The 17,085-nt window shown below is 55.1% G+C and carries 9 protein-coding genes and 1 tRNA gene; 9 read left to right on the top strand and 1 reads right to left on the bottom strand.

What is annotated here, in order from left to right; genetic code table 11:
- Positions 1–146 precede the first annotated feature (146 nt).
- From QPK32_RS04250 to QPK32_RS04220, 7 genes are all read left to right on the top strand, one after another.
- Positions 147–1,505 (top strand): cache domain-containing protein, encoded by a 1,359-nt coding sequence (locus QPK32_RS04250; RefSeq protein WP_290411526.1) that lies wholly within the window; start codon positions 147–149, stop codon positions 1,503–1,505.
- Positions 1,506–1,514: 9 nt separating this feature from the next.
- Positions 1,515–2,168 (top strand): response regulator transcription factor, encoded by a 654-nt coding sequence (locus QPK32_RS04245; RefSeq protein WP_290411525.1) that lies wholly within the window; start codon positions 1,515–1,517, stop codon positions 2,166–2,168.
- Between the two features lie 131 nt (positions 2,169–2,299).
- A complete protein-coding gene (locus QPK32_RS04240) occupies positions 2,300–3,427 on the top strand; it encodes an HDOD domain-containing protein (protein ID WP_308632437.1) in 1,128 nt (375 codons plus the stop codon).
- Positions 3,420–5,465, top strand: coding sequence for a bifunctional diguanylate cyclase/phosphodiesterase (locus QPK32_RS04235; RefSeq protein ID WP_290411523.1), 2,046 nt, complete (start codon positions 3,420–3,422; stop codon positions 5,463–5,465). Before QPK32_RS04240 ends, QPK32_RS04235 begins: the two co-directional genes overlap by 8 nt.
- A 589-nt stretch (positions 5,466–6,054) precedes the next feature.
- Positions 6,055–6,142: transfer RNA gene (locus QPK32_RS04230), tRNA-Ser, on the top strand.
- Between the two features lie 273 nt (positions 6,143–6,415).
- On the top strand, positions 6,416–8,158 hold the full coding sequence (locus QPK32_RS04225) for a reverse transcriptase domain-containing protein (protein WP_290411522.1): 1,743 nt from the start codon (positions 6,416–6,418) through the stop codon (positions 8,156–8,158).
- 224 nt (positions 8,159–8,382) lie between these two features.
- Positions 8,383–10,239 carry a hypothetical protein gene (locus QPK32_RS04220; RefSeq protein ID WP_290411521.1) on the top strand — a complete coding sequence of 619 codons (1,857 nt, stop codon included), beginning with the start codon at positions 8,383–8,385 and terminating at the stop codon, positions 10,237–10,239.
- Between the two features lie 300 nt (positions 10,240–10,539).
- Here QPK32_RS04220 and QPK32_RS04215 read toward each other — a convergent pair whose 3' ends face one another.
- A complete protein-coding gene (locus QPK32_RS04215; protein WP_290411520.1) occupies positions 10,540–10,923 on the bottom strand; it encodes a hypothetical protein in 384 nt (127 codons plus the stop codon).
- A gap of 939 nt (positions 10,924–11,862) precedes the next feature.
- On the opposite strand from QPK32_RS04215, the gene QPK32_RS04210 reads away from it, so the two are divergent.
- A complete protein-coding gene (locus tag QPK32_RS04210) occupies positions 11,863–15,351 on the top strand; it encodes an AAA domain-containing protein (RefSeq protein WP_290411519.1) in 3,489 nt (1,162 codons plus the stop codon).
- The gene (locus QPK32_RS04205) at positions 15,348–16,859 is read left to right on the top strand and encodes a phospholipase D-like domain-containing protein (protein ID WP_290411518.1); all 1,512 of its coding nucleotides are present in this window, start codon (positions 15,348–15,350) and stop codon (positions 16,857–16,859) included. The genes QPK32_RS04210 and QPK32_RS04205 overlap by 4 nt, the downstream gene beginning before the upstream one ends.
- Positions 16,860–17,085: the final 226 nt, after the last annotated feature.

Here is a 17,085-nt window from a genome sequence, read left to right as displayed (position 1 = left end):
GTATCTTGCACGGGTCGGCTGCGGACAAGCGCATGATTACGCAGGCATCTACGTAATCCTACGTAGGCGGCCCCGCATCCACGCCACCCGCTGATCGGTCGTACAATTTCATGTTACGACGAAATCATGCGCCATGCGCATCCAATATGAAGCTCCGGCAGAAAGTCATCTTCCTGGCGATCGCGCCGCTGATCGTAGCGCTGTGCGCGATCGCCCTGTTCGTGCGCCAGCAGTCCGTGACGCTGGCGCGCCAGCAGCACGCCACCATCCAGCAGGCCTACCTGGCCAGCAAGCAGGCCGAGCTCCAGCACTACGTCGAGCTGGCCTCGCACGCCATCGCCCACCTGACGGCGTCCGGCCGCAAGGATCCGGCCACGCTGGAGGAAGCCAAGCGCGTGCTGCAATCGCTCAGCTTCGGCGACGACGGCTATTTCTTCGTCTACGACATGCACGGCCGCAACCTGATGCACCCGCGCCAGCCCGAGCTGGTGGGGCGCGATTTGTGGGACATGCGCGACCAGTTCGGCGTGCCCACGATCCAGAACCTGATCGCCGTCGCCCGCGAAGGGGGAGGGCTGGTGCGCTACAACTGGGTCAAGCCGTCCACGCGCAAGTCCGGCCCCAAGCTGGGCTACGTGGTGGCCATCAAGGACTGGGGCTGGATCATGGGCAGCGGCCTGTACCTGGACGACGTGGAGGCCGCGCTGGCCCAGGTGGACGCCCAGCAGTCGCGCAACATCGACGCCACCATGCTGTGGATCATGGGCCTGGCGATCCTGGCGACGCTCGTCATCGCCACCCTGGGCCTGGCGCTGAACATCAGCGAATCGCGCGTGGCGGACGCCAAGCTGAAGGCGCTGGCCCAGCGCGTCGTCGATTCGCAGGAACAGGAACGGGCACGCCTGTCGCGCGACCTGCACGACGGCATCAGCCAGTGGCTCGTCTCGATCAAGCTGCAGATCGAGGCCGGCATCATCCGCCTGCAGGGCAACGCCGAGCAGCAGGGCAAGGCCCTTGCCAGCTTCGAGCGCACGGCCGGGGAATTGAACGACGTGCTGGGCGAGGTGCGCCGCATCTCGCACAACCTGCGCCCGACGCTGCTGGACGACCTGGGCCTGGCCGCCGCGCTGGACCACCTGGCCCAGGAGTTCTCCCAGCACAGCGGCACGCCGGTCGCGTTCTCCGCCCGTGGCAATACCGACAGACTGCCGCCCGTCGTCGGCACGGTGCTGTTCCGCATCGCCCAGGAAGCGCTGACGAACATCGAGCGCCATGCGGGTGCCCGCCACATCGAACTGTCGCTGCACGCGGTGCGCGGACGCGTGACGCTGGCCATCGTCGACGACGGCGCCGGCTTCGACCCGGAAGGCGTCGAGACGCACCCGCAGCGCGGCATCGGCCTGCGCAATATGCTGGAGCGGCTGGATGCGATCGGCGGCACGCTGGACATTGCCTCATCCGCCGCCGGCACCACCGTGCGCGCTACCGTAGAACTGAAGGACTGAAAGATTGACATGTATACCGAGATGACCGAAGACGTCGTGCGCATCATGCTCGTGGACGACCACCCGCTGGTGCGCGACGGCCTGCGCGCTCGCCTGGAAGCCGTGCCGCACTTCCGCGTCGTGGCCGAAGCGGATTCCGGCCCGGAAGCGCTGGGCCTGGCGAACAAAGTGGACGTGGACCTGGTGCTGATGGACATCACCATGCGCGACGGTAGCGGCATCGAAGCCACCGCACGGTTCACGGAGCAGCATCCGGACATCGCCGTGCTGATGCTGTCCATGCACGACAAGCTCGAATACGTGACGCAAGCCATGCAGGCCGGCGCGCGCGGCTACGTGCTGAAGGACGCGCCGGGCAAGGACATCGTGCTCGCCATCGACACCGTCATCGCCAGCGGCATTTATTACAGCGCCGCGCTGGCCCGTCAGCTGGCCCGGCCGGCGCAGGCCCAGGACAACCAGCTGACGTCGCGCGAGCAGGAAGTGCTGCGCCATATCGCGAACGGCGAGTCGAACAAGCAGATCGCGCGCGACCTGGACCTGTCCGTGCGCACGGTGGAAACACACCGCTTGAACATCAAGCGCAAGCTGGGCATCGAAGGGCAGGCGGAGCTGATCAAGTTCGCTGTGCAACATGCCAAATATGGCGGATCTGCAACGTAAGTATTTATTCTTGCAAACATGACTTAATGGCAAGAAAATCAGTTGCTTTCCGAAAACGGGTGCTCTACTATTAGCCCGTTACTATCAATGCATAAACGTTAATGGCTTCGGCATCGTTCCCGTTGGTTGAATTGAGCTCCATCGCCAACGCGCAAAACGAATGGGTTGCGCTGCTGCTCAAGGCGGCGGGACAGCCGACCGACGGCGCCTTCCTGCAGGCGGCCTTTGGCCCGCCCGACCTGCTCGAGGCCATTGCGCCGCTGGACTGCGTCGTCCGCATCGATGACCCGGCCATCCTGACCCCTCCCGTGCTGAACGTGCTGCCGCCCAGCCGCGTGCTGCTGGCCGTGTCCGCGTCCGCGCTGGCGCGCGAAGGCGCCGGCAAGGCGCTGGCGCAGCTGCAGCAGGCCGGCTACCGCCTGCTGCTCGACGGCGACCCGCCGCCGGGCGTGCAGGCGCCATCGACACTGCGCATTACGGCGCGCGACTGCAGCGCGGACGCGCCGCGCGCCATCTCGCTGCCGGCCCTGTTCGGGCCGCACCTGGCCTACGGCGTCGACGACATGGCCCGCTTCCAGGCCTGCGAGAACGCGGGCTTCGCCTGGTTCGCCGGCGACTACATCCTCGACAGCGTGGCACCGGACGACGACGGCACCTCGCGCCGCCGCATGATGACGATGCTGGCGCTGCTCGCGCGCGATGCCGACTCGCACGAACTGGAACACCAGCTCAAACAGGATCCGGCGCTGTCCTACCACCTGCTGAAACTGGTGAACTCGGCCGCGTTCACGTCCGGCGTGCCGATCACGAGCTTCGGCCAGGCCATCAACCGCATCGGCCGGCGCCAGCTGCAGCGCTGGCTGCAACTGCTGCTGTACGCGCGCCAGGACCCGGACGGTCCGCCGAACCTGCTGCTGCCGCTGGCCGCCATGCGCGGCGGCGCGCTCGAAACGCTGTGCAAGCAGGAGGGGGGCGAGCGCAACGCCCAGGACCTCGCCTTCATGACCGGCGTGTTCTCGCTGCTGGACCGCCTGTTCCGCACGCCGATGGCGCAACTGCTGCCGGACCTGAACCTGCCGGACGAAGTGAACGCCGCGCTGCTGCACCGCGAAGGCGCGCTGGGCCAGCGCCTGATGCTGGCCGAGGCGAAGCGCGCCGACGCGTCCACGCTGGCCGGCGCCGGCGTCGATGCCGAAACATGGTGGAACTGCCAGTTGCAGGCCTTCCACTGGGCCATCCAGGTAGCCCGCCATGTCTAAGCTGCCTGCTGCCGCGCCATTCGATTTTGCCGGCAGCAGCACCGCCGTCTGCGACGCCGTCCTCAAACTGCGCGGCGACGCGCTGCACGCGGAACTGGGCCGCATCGCCGCCTGCCTGCTGGCCAGCCCGCAAGGCACCTTCGTCCTGTGCGGGGCGGGCGCTTCCTGCGCACCGGCGTCGCGCGAAGGCCGCCTGGAGAAGGACGTCCAGGTGGACGGCAGATGCGTGGGCCGCTACGAGGTAACGGGCCGCGCCTACACGCTGGACGACTGGCGCCAGCTCGAAGGCCTGGCGGCGCTGACCGGCACGCTGCTGCAGATGCACGGCCTGGCCCAGCGCACGACGCACGCCTACGCGCACATGGAGGCGCAGCTCGCGCACCAGTCGCAGATCCTGGACCAGATCCACGAGTCGGTGCTGACCATGGACCGCATGGGCTACATCACCAGCTGGAACAAGGGCGCCGAGCAGCTGTTCGGCTACACGGCGCTGGAAGCCATCGGCCGCAACATCCTGTTCCTCTACGCGGACGAAGACCCGACCCCGCTCGACGCCTTCCCGGAAGAGGGCGGCCGCATGATGGAGGTGCGGCGCCGAAAGAAGTCCGGAGAGGTCTTCTGGGCCAGCCTGTCGCTGTCGCCGCTGAACGACCTCGAAGACCACCCGATCGGCCTGATCGCCTACCTGACGGACATCACGGAACGCAAGCTCGCCGAGGAGCGCCTGCACCACCTGGCCTACTACCAGGAGCTGACCGGCCTGCCGAACCGGCGCCTGTTCGGCCGCCTGGTTGACCAGTCCCTCACGGTAGCCCAGCGCAACGAGACGACGGCCTGCGTGCTGTACGTCGACATCAACCGTTTTAGACTGATCAACGGCACGCTGGGCCGCCGCATCGGCGACGAACTGCTGCGCCAGGCCGCGCAGCGCTTCCGCAACGCGCTGCGCGACGAGGACGTGGTGGCGCACCTGGCCGCCGACGAATTCGCCATCGGCCTGTTCGACGTCCGCCAGCACTTCGAAGCGACCACCGTCGCCCAGAAACTGCAGGCCGCGCTCGAAGCGCCATTCCGCATCGAAGGCCACGACCTGCGCGTGGGCGCCAGCATCGGCATCTCCGTCTACCCGCAGGACGGGCAGGATGCGGAGACGCTGCTGCGCATGGCCGACATCGCGATGGAGCGCGCCAAGGAAAACGCCCAGAACCCGGACAAGAGCGTGGCCTTCTACCGCCTGGACATGAACCAGGGGATGGAGCAGCGCATGAAGATCGAATCCGGCCTGCGCCACGCGCTGGGCCACGGCGAGCTGGTACTGCACTACCAGCCGAAATTCGAGATCGCGAGCGGCCGCCTGGTCGGCGCCGAAGCGCTGGTGCGCTGGAAGCACCCGACCCGCGGCATGGTCCCGCCCAGCGAATTCATCCCCCTGGCCGAAAGCACGGGCCTGATCGTGCAGGTAGGGGAGTGGGTGCTGGAACAGGCCTGCGCCCAGGCCTCCATCTGGCAGCAGGCCGGTCTGCCGCCGTTCCGCCTGGCCGTGAACGTCTCCGCGCGCGAATTCACCTCGTCGCTGCCGGACCGCGTGGCCAGCACGCTGCGCCGCTACCGCCTGCCGCCGTACTGGCTGGAACTGGAGATCACGGAAAGCACGCTGATGCACGACATCGAGCAGGTGATCGACATCATGGACTGCGTGAACGGCCTGGGCGTGGCGCTGTCGCTGGACGACTTCGGCACCGGCTATTCGAGCCTCTCGTACCTGAAGCGCTTCCCGATCGACACCCTGAAGATCGACCGCTCCTTCACCACCGGCATCCCGCGCGACTCGAGCGACTGCGCGATCGCCAGCACCATCATCAGCATGGGGCGGCGGCTGGGGCACCGCGTCATCGCGGAGGGCGTGGAGACCGTCGACCAGATCGAATTCCTGCGCGAGGCGGGGTGCGACGAGGTGCAGGGGTACCTGTATGGGAAGCCGCTGCCGGCGTGCGAGTTCGAAGCGGCGCTGCGGGAAAACTGGCTGCTGGTGGCCTGATCGTTGCTCAGCCATGCGCGTTCGGCTGCCCGGCAGGCAATGATTTATGTATAATGCGGTTCCCCAAGGAAGCGTGGCCGAGTGGTTGAAGGCAGCAGTCTTGAAAGTGCGCCCCGAGAGGGCGGTAGTACGTAGCCAGCAACGGCTGGTTCCACTGAACTAATGTGGATAAAGCAGCACCTTACCTGAGATCGAAAGGTCAAGGGGACCGCAGCATGGTGTTAAAAGGCCGACGGGAGGAAGATGCGACCCTCCGCCGAGTTGGTCAGCTAACTTGAGTATGGTGAGGGCTGATTGTCAGAATCCTAATCCGAAGCACGGGATCACTGCACCTGGAGGGAAAGCATATGACACCCTCTTTTGCCTGTGTCATCTGAGGTTTTCAAGCAGATGGCAGAGTTCCGGGCAGAGTGCGCGCCGGCATGGCGTTACAAAGGATGTGTGGGACACCTAACCTCAAGCAACGTATTGTCGTTAACAGGGGGATCGCCTAAGGGGAGTAATCCCTAGGAAGTGGGGACAATACCTACCCACGATTCAAGCCGGGAGGCGAGAATGGCGACGGAGAGTTCGTAGTACCGTCCGAGTTGGAGGAGTGGCAGAGTGGCCGAATGCGCTGGTCTTGAAAACCAGAAACGGGAAACTGTTCGTGGGTTCGAATCCCACCTCCTCCGCCACAGTCTAGTGTGTGCATAATGCATAGCATTTTGACCGTAGGCAATCTCGATACGAACAGGGTAATGCCTGTTGAACGGGAAGGGACTCAGGTATGTAGGCCTTTAGACAAAGCTGGGTCTTCCGAGATGGAAGACAACGCCCTATCGCGTCTGGAGGCACTCCGGAAGGTCAATGGCAACCCCAACTGGGTCAATCGAGATCTATATCGTATGTTGTACAAGCCTAACTTGTACAAGTTAGCATATGAGAGGATTAAGAGCAGCCCAGGTAACATGACCCCTGGCGCGGATAAAGAGACGTTAGATGGATTCTCAATGGAAGTTGTTGAGAAGATCATCAGCAGCCTCAAGGACGAATCGTTCCAATTCGCTAGGGCCCGAAAGGTCCCAATTCCTAAAGCCAACGGAGGAACACGCGATCTTGGCGTGGCATCTCCTCGGGACAAAATCGTTCAAGAAGCAATCCGGCTCATACTGGAAAGTATCTACGATAGTCCATACGGAAGCTCATTCAGCGATCGTAGCTTTGGATTTCGTCAGGGGATGGGAACCCACACCGCACTCCAACACATTAGCCAGGATTGGCAAGGGGCTGCGTGGTTCGTAGAAGGTGACATCAAGGGTTGTTTCGACAACATTGACCATCATAGGCTAGTCGAGATTCTTAGGCTCAGGATCTCCGATGAACGCTTCATTAATCTGATCTGGAAAGCGCTGACAGCTGGATACCTCGAATTTAAGGTACCAGTCAACAGCATTGTGGGCACCCCACAAGGCAGTATCATCTCACCCATCCTCGCCAATATCTACATGCATCAGTTGGATGTGTTCGTTGACAATCTGCGTCTTAAGTACGAAAAGGCTTCAAGCCCTAAGTATGCAAGGGAATACGCAGACAACAACAATGCATTGCGTCGACTGCGCAGGGCTCTGGTTAAGGCTGAGGGGGAAGGTAAGCAAGATGAGAGGGAGCGGATTGCAGATGAGATCCGTAAACTTAAGGTCATTGCGACGACCCTTCCGGTGTGGGATGCAGCTACATTGCCGATTCGGATTAGGTATGTGCGGTACGCCGATGACTGGTTAGTTGGTCTGAACGGCACAAGACAGTTGGCAGAAAAGTTACGGGACGAGATAGAAGAATTTCTCGCCTCGGACCTGAAACTGACGCTCAGCCGAGAGAAGACTCACATCAGGCATTCCAAGACCGAAGAGGCCTTTTTCCTCGGTACTAGAATCAAAGTGGGATCAAAACACCCTAGGGTCCTAACATTCTCCAGAAAAGAGGGGGATGGGGGCCGTGTCGCGGTTACGAAACGGACTACGTCAGGTCAGGTGTCGATGTTTGCACCAATAGACCGTATTATCAGCCGTTTGTTCCAAAAAGGGTTCTGCAAGGTTAACGGTGATCCGATTGCGAAAGTTTCGCTTGTTGTGGAAGACGACATTCGCATCATCGAGTCATATAACTCACTGCTGTTGGGATACCTGAACTACTATAGCTTCGTGACTAATCGCGCGAAGTTGAGGAGAATCGCGTACATTCTTCAGTTCAGTGCCGCTAAAACGTTAGCCAATCGGCACCGCACCTCGATGCGGGAGATCTTTAGGAAGCATGGATATATGCTGACCGTGTCTATAACGAGTTCGTCAGGTAAGGTGAAAACCACAAACCTGAGGTACCCGTTGGAATGGAAAGCTAATACTAAGAACTTTCTAACTGGAAGTAGGCCGGACGCTTTGGAAGTCATCAAGGCGCAAACCAGCGCGCTTACCAGAACTAAGATTGACAAGCATTGCTGTATATGCGGTGAAAGCGATGGAGTCGCGATGCATCACGTGCGACACGTGCGTAGGAATGGGAAGAACACCAATGAGGGGTTCGACAAACTCATGGGCAAGATAAACCGGAAACAACTTCCGGTATGCTCATCGTGCCATTCCAAGATTCACAATGGGCGGTATGACGGGATTTCCTTGATGGATTTCGCCGATGCTCATCTCGCAACGCGGTGATACGGCCAATACGGAGGCATACTGGAGAGCCGGATGCTTTGAAAGTTGCACGTCCGGTTCGGGGAGAGCCTATTGATTATCCATCCGTGGACTTGGTAGGCGACTCTACACTGCCGACGGGGGAACCCGTTCGTGAGTTCGAATCTCACCGCTTCCGCCAATATTGCGTAAGTGCTTGATTTTCCTTATCATCCTGTTTCTATGAAGCATTTTTAGAGGCAGGTGTGACAAAACAGTGTGACAAAACTGGGGAAAAAGAAGTGCTTCAGAGATACTTTGAGCGTCGTGAAAACGGTATCATCTACGTCCGCATGGTCATGCCGGGCGACCTCCGAAAAATTACCCCTAAGGAAGAGCATCGTGTTCGTCAGTCGATGCTTACCGCGAACGCGGAGGACGCGTATTTACGCGGCACTCCGTTAATTCACGCTACCAAGACCAAGTGGGCAGCGCTGCGCAAAAAACACCTGCAAAACAAGGGTCGCGTCACGCCGATTTCGTGGAGCGCCCAAGAGACCGTAGATGCAGAAGAGTCTGCAAAGCCAGTGATTCTTACGCCTGACATTATCGATGAGATTGTGGCGGCTAGGATTCAGTCGTGGATGCACACTGACGATGAGGACCGATATCAACATGGCCTTGATGATGAGCAGTTCGCAGAACTGGAACAGTTCTGTGCCAGTTCGGATGCGCAAATGCGCAGCGTCATTAGCCGGGGGCGCCAGTCTGGGGACTATGCTCAAGTAGTCGAGTTAGTCTTGGATTGGTGTGACATTCAAGATATCGCGGTCTCGACTGATGACCCGCTATTCGTCCAGCTCGTGCGCCGCTTCGCACAAGCTGAGACCCAGATGCACGCGTTCATTTCGAGCCGTAATCGCGGTGATTCTCCGGAGCCGCTGGTTGTCAAGGTGCGTTCTGGAGAACGCCTTTCCGTGATGGATGAGCTCTACCGTAACGACAGGCAAGAGTCCGTCGGCGCTCATCATCTGAGTACCGTTCTTAATACTTGGGCCTTATTCCGTGACTTCCGGGGCGACGTCTATATGGATGAGGTTACCTCAGCTGACGTCTACAATTTCATAAAATTTCACTTGTCGGACAAGGGGCGGAAGTGGTCCCAGACGTACGCAACGTCAAAAATACCTTACTACCTCCGTGAAATTTTCGGCTTGGCTCGGACTAAAAATTTGATGACTGTGGAGAACCCTGCATCGAATCTCGAGTCAATGCCTAAGTTATCGAAAGAGGAACGGCGGAGGCGCAAGAAGCCTCGATATCCGCTGACGACGACTCACATCAATAAGCTGCTGGCTTCCGAGTGGTACAACCCCGCTTCCAATAATTGGCGTGGAAAGCTACGTGAAGACCTCGGCGTTCGCTACTTTGGACCACTTATCCAACTGTTCCACGGTTCACGTGTCAGGGAGCCATTGCAACTTATGGTCAGCGAGGTAACTCAGATTGATGGCGTTTGGTCATTCAGGTTCCGGATTAGTTTTGACGAAGAGGACGAGGGCGCTGATGGCTTTGTCAAGACGAAAGAAGCAGAGCTCAAGTCGCCCAAGAAGCTCGTAGACGGTCTCGAGCCGCGCAGCTTGAAGAATGAGAATGTTCTTCGAGATATTCCCGTACATCCTAAATTGATTGAACTTGGGCTCCTATACTATCTAGAGCAGCGTAAACGGCAGTTGGGTGATGCTGACGGGCCGTTATTCCCATCGTCTCTCCCTGAACCTGGCGGGAAATCCCCGAAGTGGGGACGAGCGTTCGAGCAGGCAATGCTGCGCTTTATGAAGGACGAGTTGGGTTTCGCGAATGGTTATGGCAACCACAGCTTTAGGCACCAGTTCGAAGACCGGATTCGGGATGCACAAGCTCGAGCACCGTGGCCGCCAGGCATGTCACAACACCTTTCCGGGCGAAAGATTGTGCGCCAAGGCGAGGTAGTAAACGAGGAGGGCAGCGAGAGTAACTACGGCAAAGGGTATCAGCCAGCGCACGCTTTGCCCTACCTGGAAACGTTGAACTTCTCCGACATCGTTCTTCCCGCGCCATTCGAACAGTGGCTCGCAAAGTAAACTTCTGCCCGAATGAGGACATCTCAGGCAGGCTTGGCTCTGACATGTAGGGTATGAAATCTCCAAATCGTGCGAGAAACACTACGGGGACCTCGCGACAGACATGAACAGTCACGGTAGCGGAATTTCAGCGCTGAAATCCGTCATAAGGTCATTGATGGCCTCTGCTGTCTCATCAATTTCAGCGCTGAAATTTTGTTTGGCTGGGCATCAAGAAAGCGCGAGCATAGGGGCTACGTCTTGTCTGTCGTAGCCTAAGCAATAGGCTGAGAGAGGCTCCCGGCCTAGTTCATGGCTTGGTTAAACCTGACCGGTATCTTTAGCGTGTGTTAATAAGGTAGAGGCGGCGACTGCACAATTAAGCCAATATTCATCGTCAGTGCATTCGGTCAGGGTCCCGAGCGCCAAGCACCAGCGGTCGTTAACTCGGGCGGTGTCGCTCGAAGCCTCCAGATTTTGCAAAAAAGCTTGGAATTCCCTATTCGACCCAAACACCGTGGTAACCCACTGTTCGGTGTCGAACTCTCCGGCCTCGACTGCCGCCGTTAAGGCGTCAAGTACTTCGTAATACTCAAATTCACCTACAAATTTGTGAAACTTCCCAGTTAACTCATTGAAGCCCATGCCGCGCACGTTTGGAGTGATATCGGCCAGTTTCGGTACGTAAGCTTTGATAATTGCCATATTATTTCTCTTAGTGGTTTGAATAGCTTGTTTCCACGGTCGCCATCTGCGACGACCGCGCTGACGCATCTGCATCGCTACCGGCGCAGATGCAGAGGTGAACAGCGCTCATAGTGGGGCGAACTGTTGAGCACTACAGTGCGAATTTTTAAAGAACAGGTAAAAGGTTCTTTGGATTTTCTGAAAATTCAACAGGTGCAGTTCGACCGTTGAATTTGTCATAGAGATGCGCAGGTCAAGCCTGGCCTTGAGTGTGCTAGCTTTGCAATTGAGGTAAATAATGCCGCATGGAAACTTCGTTGTCAAGAACTAGATGGTAGAGGTCATCAAACATCCACGGACTCAACAGTTGCGCGAGAAGTCGTAGTATCGCCGCTTACTCTTATGAGGAGGGACCTACGTAACGATGATAGGTCTGCTGCCCATGGCTGTGTAACAATAAGTGTGGTAGAAATCCAGCATGGGCCGGATAGATTTTGTTAAATCATTACCGATGTAATATTTGGGGCAGATGGGGCTTTCACCCGTTCAGATGTTTTCCCCCGTTCCCTGAGCGGCGACATCCTCTAGCACCGGTCGGGCCGACCGTGCGCCTATACATCCTAATCGCGAGCGCGACGCTCTCGACGCTCTTCAGTAGAACGGCACACCGTCACCCTAGCTTGCTCGGGCCCACGACAGTCGTCGCCTCCCATACGTTCTCCGCTCGTATCACGTTAAGGCGTATGTCTGGAGGACCGCCATCCTCGGATGTGCATGCCCCAGCGAGTGCTCAGCCAGAATCCAACAAAATTCCCCTGCATTCCATCTCGACAACAATGTACACTGTTCAACAACTCGAGCATCTCATCGATAGTGATGTAAATACAACGCGGCGGCAGAACGCGACAACTCAGTATATGTTCAAAATTGCAACGACTTATTGGATAGGGTGAGGTCTTGAATACTAAGAGAGAACAGCTCAAATTGAGCGATATAAAACAAAAACAAGAAAAAAGCAAAAGGTTAATCGCCGATGGCCGTTACTTAGTCTCTGGACCTCCTCGGTCCGGGGGGATAGCGTCAGTTTTCCGAGCGTTCGATACGCAGGAAGAGCGCCATGTTGCTCTTAAGGTTTTTCGCACTGTAAGTGGAACTGACCCCGTCGTTGAGGAATCATTTCGACGTGAAACGCTAGCGCTATCTGATTTAAAGCATCCGAATATCGTGCAGATATTTGACTCGGGCTTCGACTCTGATAGCGGAGAGCACTATATCGCTATGGAGTGGGTCCAGGAGGATTTGGAAAGTCTTCTCAATAGAGGTAAATACGAAAACTGGGACGTTTTCTTTTCGAAAATCGGCCGTCAAATTCTTGAGGCACTAGCATTTGCTCATTCACATCGAACTGCACATCGTGATATTAAGCCTTCAAATGTGTTAATCACATCTGACGGAATAATCAAAGTTTGCGACTTCGGTATCTCGAAAATAAGGAATTTCTTAGAGCCAGGTGTTACGCTGGCACATTTTGCGTCCTTCCCTTATGCTCCTCCAGAAATCGATGATGGTAGTTATAGTTACAGTCGAGATGTTTTTGGGTTCGTAGCATTAGCAGTTACGGCGCTAACTGACGATAAGGTCGATAGTCACAAGGCGCTCGCGAGTTCACTTGAACAATTAAAAATTGACGAGCCACTCAAGCGCCTGCTCCGCCGAGCAATATCGATTGATAATCCAGCGGAACGGCAGGTAAATGCAGCGGTCCTGCTGGCAGAGTTAGATAGACTATCCCCAGCTCTAGTAACCGAGAAAAAGGGAAAGATTCTCGTCAGTCTCACCCATAAAGTGAAACAAATTTTTGAGTATGACCTTGCATTAAAAAGTGACCCGGATTTTTTTAAATTTGTCGAAAGCGATTTAGCGTCGGCGGCTTGTGCTCACGAAACGGGGGAGCCTCGTCCCGGTCCTGATGGAAGTTTGCCTCTCGGACGGACGATTCGCCTGTTCGGAGGTAGATACGGGTACATTGGGATAATGGCTCCGCCAACCGGCGAAAAGCTTTTACTTGTCTCGGCGTTAGAGCAGTCATCGTCGGACGCAGAGCGTAACCGCGACGATGCATCACCATCAAAATACGAGTTTTGTTTTTCGGGGGTCCTGCCTTCTATATCCAAAGAAAATATCGCGAACTTGCAAGACGAACTTCTTCAGTTCGGCGCCGACCAAAAGGCCATTCGAATTCAACAACGGCACCAAGCTATCTATAAAACTTGGTTAGATTTACTAAGTGCAAAGACCGAACTTGAACGGCAACGGAAGCGTAAACTGAGCTACATCGCGCAAGAGTCGTCCGGAGGGTACATTCGATTTACGCTTTCTCAAGCAGCAGACGCTGATTTTCTCAGCGACCAAGACGTTCAAGTCGAAGTTAGTCGTGACGATACATTTTCCGGCTCCGTTGTGTCCGTAAGTGATAGTTCGGTCCTGGTTCAGCCAAACCAGCGTAATCGCATTGAACTAGGTATGTTGCCTGAACAAGGTGTACTCACGATTGATACATCAAGGGCAGACGTAGCGCTTGACCGACAAAAAGCAGCTGTGGATGCTGTTCGCTTCGGTCGCGCAGTCAACCCGATTCTCGGTGACTATATTGTTGACCCGTCAACAGTTCCAGTGCCGCTTCCTGAAGATGTGGACTTTATTCAGGATGCTATGGACGATGATAAACGTGATGCGGTACGTACCGCACTGTCAGAGCCAGCATTGATGCTCGTGCAAGGGCCCCCAGGCGCAGGCAAAACAACGCTCATTACTGAGATAGTGTTGCAGACCCTTCGCAATAATCCGAACGCTCGAATTCTTTTGACATCTCAAACGCATGTTGCGTTGGATAACTCACTCGAGAGAATTCTTAAGGAAAGCGAGGATGAAATACGAGCGCTCCGAATCGGACACGAAAACGATGAGCGAATTGCAGAAAAGACCAAAGGGCTGTTGATTGACAGGAAATTGCCTGTTATGCGCAAGTCAGCACTTGCGAAGGGAAAAGAGTTTATTGAGTCGTGGGCGCAACAAAGCGGTGTAGACCTCACCAGTACGCGCATGGCGATGGCTCTGGAAAAACGCGCAGGTCTTCGAGAGAGACTGGATGAAGTCGAATCTAAAATCGCCGGAATTGAACAAACTTTACGTGTCGATAAAGCAACTCTTGAAACGGAGGCACGTGCTGACCTTGAGGAACTCCAATCGGAATTAATTCGGGAACTCGATGCGCTCGATAAGGACCTGAAGGACTCGATTGGCGAACTACGAAAATATGAGTCAGACAAGGAAGCGATTGAGCACCTCGCGGAGTGTAGCTCAGACGAGCTACGGTCATGGGCTAACAGTTATGTTGCTGACTCCACGCAAGTAACACAACTCCGTCGCATGCTCGCCGTTCATTCGGAATGGGAAGTTCGTTTTGGACGGAGTCCGCAGTTCAAAGCAGCGTTAGTGACGCAGTCTCAGGTGATTGCTGGTACCTGCCTAGGTGTGATGGGAGTGCCAGGACGTAACGACGTTACTTATGACTTGTGTATCGTCGACGAGGCGTCCATTGCAACGCCCACCGAAGTGTTGGTGCCTATGGCAAGGGCAAGACGGACTATTTTGGTCGGCGACCACAAACAGCTATCTCCTTTCCAAGACCCAGAACTACAGACATCAGGGCTACTGCAACGCTTTTCCTTAAGCGCTCAAGACCAGAAAGCGACGCTATTCAACCATTTGTTGGATGGGTTGCCTACTGAGTTGAAAAAGGCATTGTCGACCCAGCACCGAATGGTGCCCGCTATCGGTGACCTTATATCGGCATGTTTTTACGATTCGGAACTGCAAAGTGCGGAACGAGCTCCACTTGGGCTGTTATCGAGAACGTTGTCCCGTCCGGTAGTGTGGTTCTCGACAAGTAGATGTGATGGAAAAGCATCGAAGCCGGTCGGTACATCCCAGTGGAATGGTTTCGAAATTAAATACATTTCAGATTTACTTGGGCGAATCGATTTTGAACTCAAACATGGCAAATCCAAGCAGAAACCGTTGTCGGTGGCCGTGCTAACCGGCTACGGCGAACAACGAGAGCGACTTCACGCTGCTATTCAAAACAAACGTCATGAGTGGGAGTCGTTTTCTGATATCTATGTGAACGTGGTTGATGCTTTCCAAGGTAGAGAAGCAGATATTCTAATTTTCTCCGTAACTCGTTCGGATGTTCGTGGGCTTGGATTCCTTCGCGAAATGGAACGAATCAACGTTGCGTTGTCTCGTGGTAAAGAGTACTTAATTATTGTTGGGGACCATCAATTTTGCCAGGAAGCTGAGGGGCGTTCCAATCCATTAAAACGTGTGATTGATTATATAAAAGGGAATCCGCAGGATTGTGCTCTGGAGGAGATTAAACAGTGAACCTTGAAAAGATTTTGGATGAGGTTGCATATGTGCGACCTGGCTATTCTTTGGTCGCCTTTAAGGAGGCTGCAATTCCAAATTACCTCTTGACGACAAGGGTGCTCACATTAGAAAAAAAGAGTCTTGGGCCAATTGAGGAGGCTTGCCTCGGGGCTATTAATGCTGGCCTGTACTCTCCTGCGGACATCTCGTCATTATTAGGCTTGCCGCGAGTTGTGCTAGATGGAGTGTTGGCGGGTCTAAATACGAATGAGTGCATCAACTATTCTCGGCGAACTGAGAATGCCGAGGCCGTAGTAACGCTGACCGAAAAGGGTCGTTCAACCTTATTAACGATGAAAGAGGTTGTGCCCCAGGAAGCTGTTGTAAAATTCGTCTTTGACCCATATCAACGTAAAATTCGCTTCGTCTCAACGTCATCATTGTTTAAACCACGCGACGTAAAAAGCTTAGGATTTTATGAGGTTCCTTTGTGCGGTGCTAAACGTCCCGAAATTGCCGATATTCCGCTTGCAGACGTCGATAAAGTCCTGCAAAGACTTCCACGTCAAGATGAAGGAAGTCGTGAGCTACTTGCCGCTCGACGAATTGAGCGACGTGAAATGCATTTCCTCCCATGTATTATGCTTTTTTACCGGTCAGTTTCCAGTGAGGAAGTACAAGTAGCGTTTTATTTGGAAGAGGGTTTTTCTCTGGAGCACGAAAATGCTTTCCGAGAACTTGGCGGCCCCGAACAAGCAGGAGCGAACCATGCGCTAACACGTGCAGAGTTTCCTAAAATTGGTGATTTGATTTCTGGGGTAAGTGAGCAGACAAAACTCGATGAATTGTTAGCTATTGAAAGGGAAGTTACTACATCCATTAATGAAGAGTCCTCACGGCTCGCAGGCGGTGTCGCTTCGTTAGGAAAGAATGAACAGTCGTCCACCACCTCTATGAGTAGTCCTGTCGTTGAACGTCTAAGAGCAATGACACAGCGGTGTGTAAGAATGCACGAGCATCCAGGACTTCTCCGTAAAGCGTTGACGACTTCCAAAGACCGCTTGTTGATTATTTCTCCTTGGATAACACATTACGTTGTAGACCGGATGTTTATTTCATCAATTGAAGCATTGCTGCGTAATGGGGTGGAGGTGTCTATTGGATATGGCCTTGCCGAAGAAGACGGACTCAGAGGTAACGACAAGGCGAAGCAGAAGCCCGCGATTACCTCGTTAGCCGAGAAAGAGCTCACGACCCTTCAAAAACGTTTTGATAATTTTAAATTTGTATTTCTGGGTAATACCCATCGAAAATTACTCGTGTGCGACGAGAAATTTGCAGTGATAACTAGTTTTAACTGGCTATCGTTCAGGGGGGACCCGAACAAAAAAGCACGCGATGAGTTTGGCTTTCAGGTGACTGAGCCGGATGATATCGAGAGTATTTATCAAGACGGCTTGCAATTGTTGGCAAAAGGATATAATGGCATGCCAGACGCTAAGCTAGCTAGCAAAGATAACTGATGCCTAGGTCTCTATTTTTCGTCAAATTTATTTCTTTCAAAAAATAGAGGCTAAATTTTGTAAGTAATATTTGCCATTACTCTCATAGTGGTGAAAGTTGAATATTCAATGTCGTTTACGGATGTATGTACATTCACCTACACAATAGCGAAATTGCAGCAGTGGCATTGAGACGAAAAGTGCGAAATTATGTGTGACTTAGAGTTTCAGGATTCTGGCTCCATGG

The organism is Massilia sp. YIM B02763, assembly GCF_030412015.1.
Classification (GTDB): domain Bacteria; phylum Pseudomonadota; class Gammaproteobacteria; order Burkholderiales; family Burkholderiaceae_D; genus Telluria.
Note: the sequence above shows the minus strand (reverse complement) of the source record. Positions and strands in the feature narration are given on the sequence as shown.

Bases quoted from the DNA above. Each gene is read 5' to 3' on its own strand.
- QPK32_RS04250 (WP_290411526.1), top strand. From the start codon at position 147: ATGAAGCTCCGGCAGAAAGTCATCTTCCTGGCGATCGCGCCGCTGATC.
- QPK32_RS04245 (WP_290411525.1), top strand. From the start codon at position 1,515: ATGTATACCGAGATGACCGAAGACGTCGTGCGCATCATGCTCGTGGAC.
- QPK32_RS04235 (WP_290411523.1), top strand. From the start codon at position 3,420: ATGTCTAAGCTGCCTGCTGCCGCGCCATTCGATTTTGCCGGCAGCAGC.
- QPK32_RS04225 (WP_290411522.1), top strand. From the start codon at position 6,416: ATGACCCCTGGCGCGGATAAAGAGACGTTAGATGGATTCTCAATGGAA.
- QPK32_RS04215 (WP_290411520.1), bottom strand. From the start codon at position 10,923: ATGGCAATTATCAAAGCTTACGTACCGAAACTGGCCGATATCACTCCA.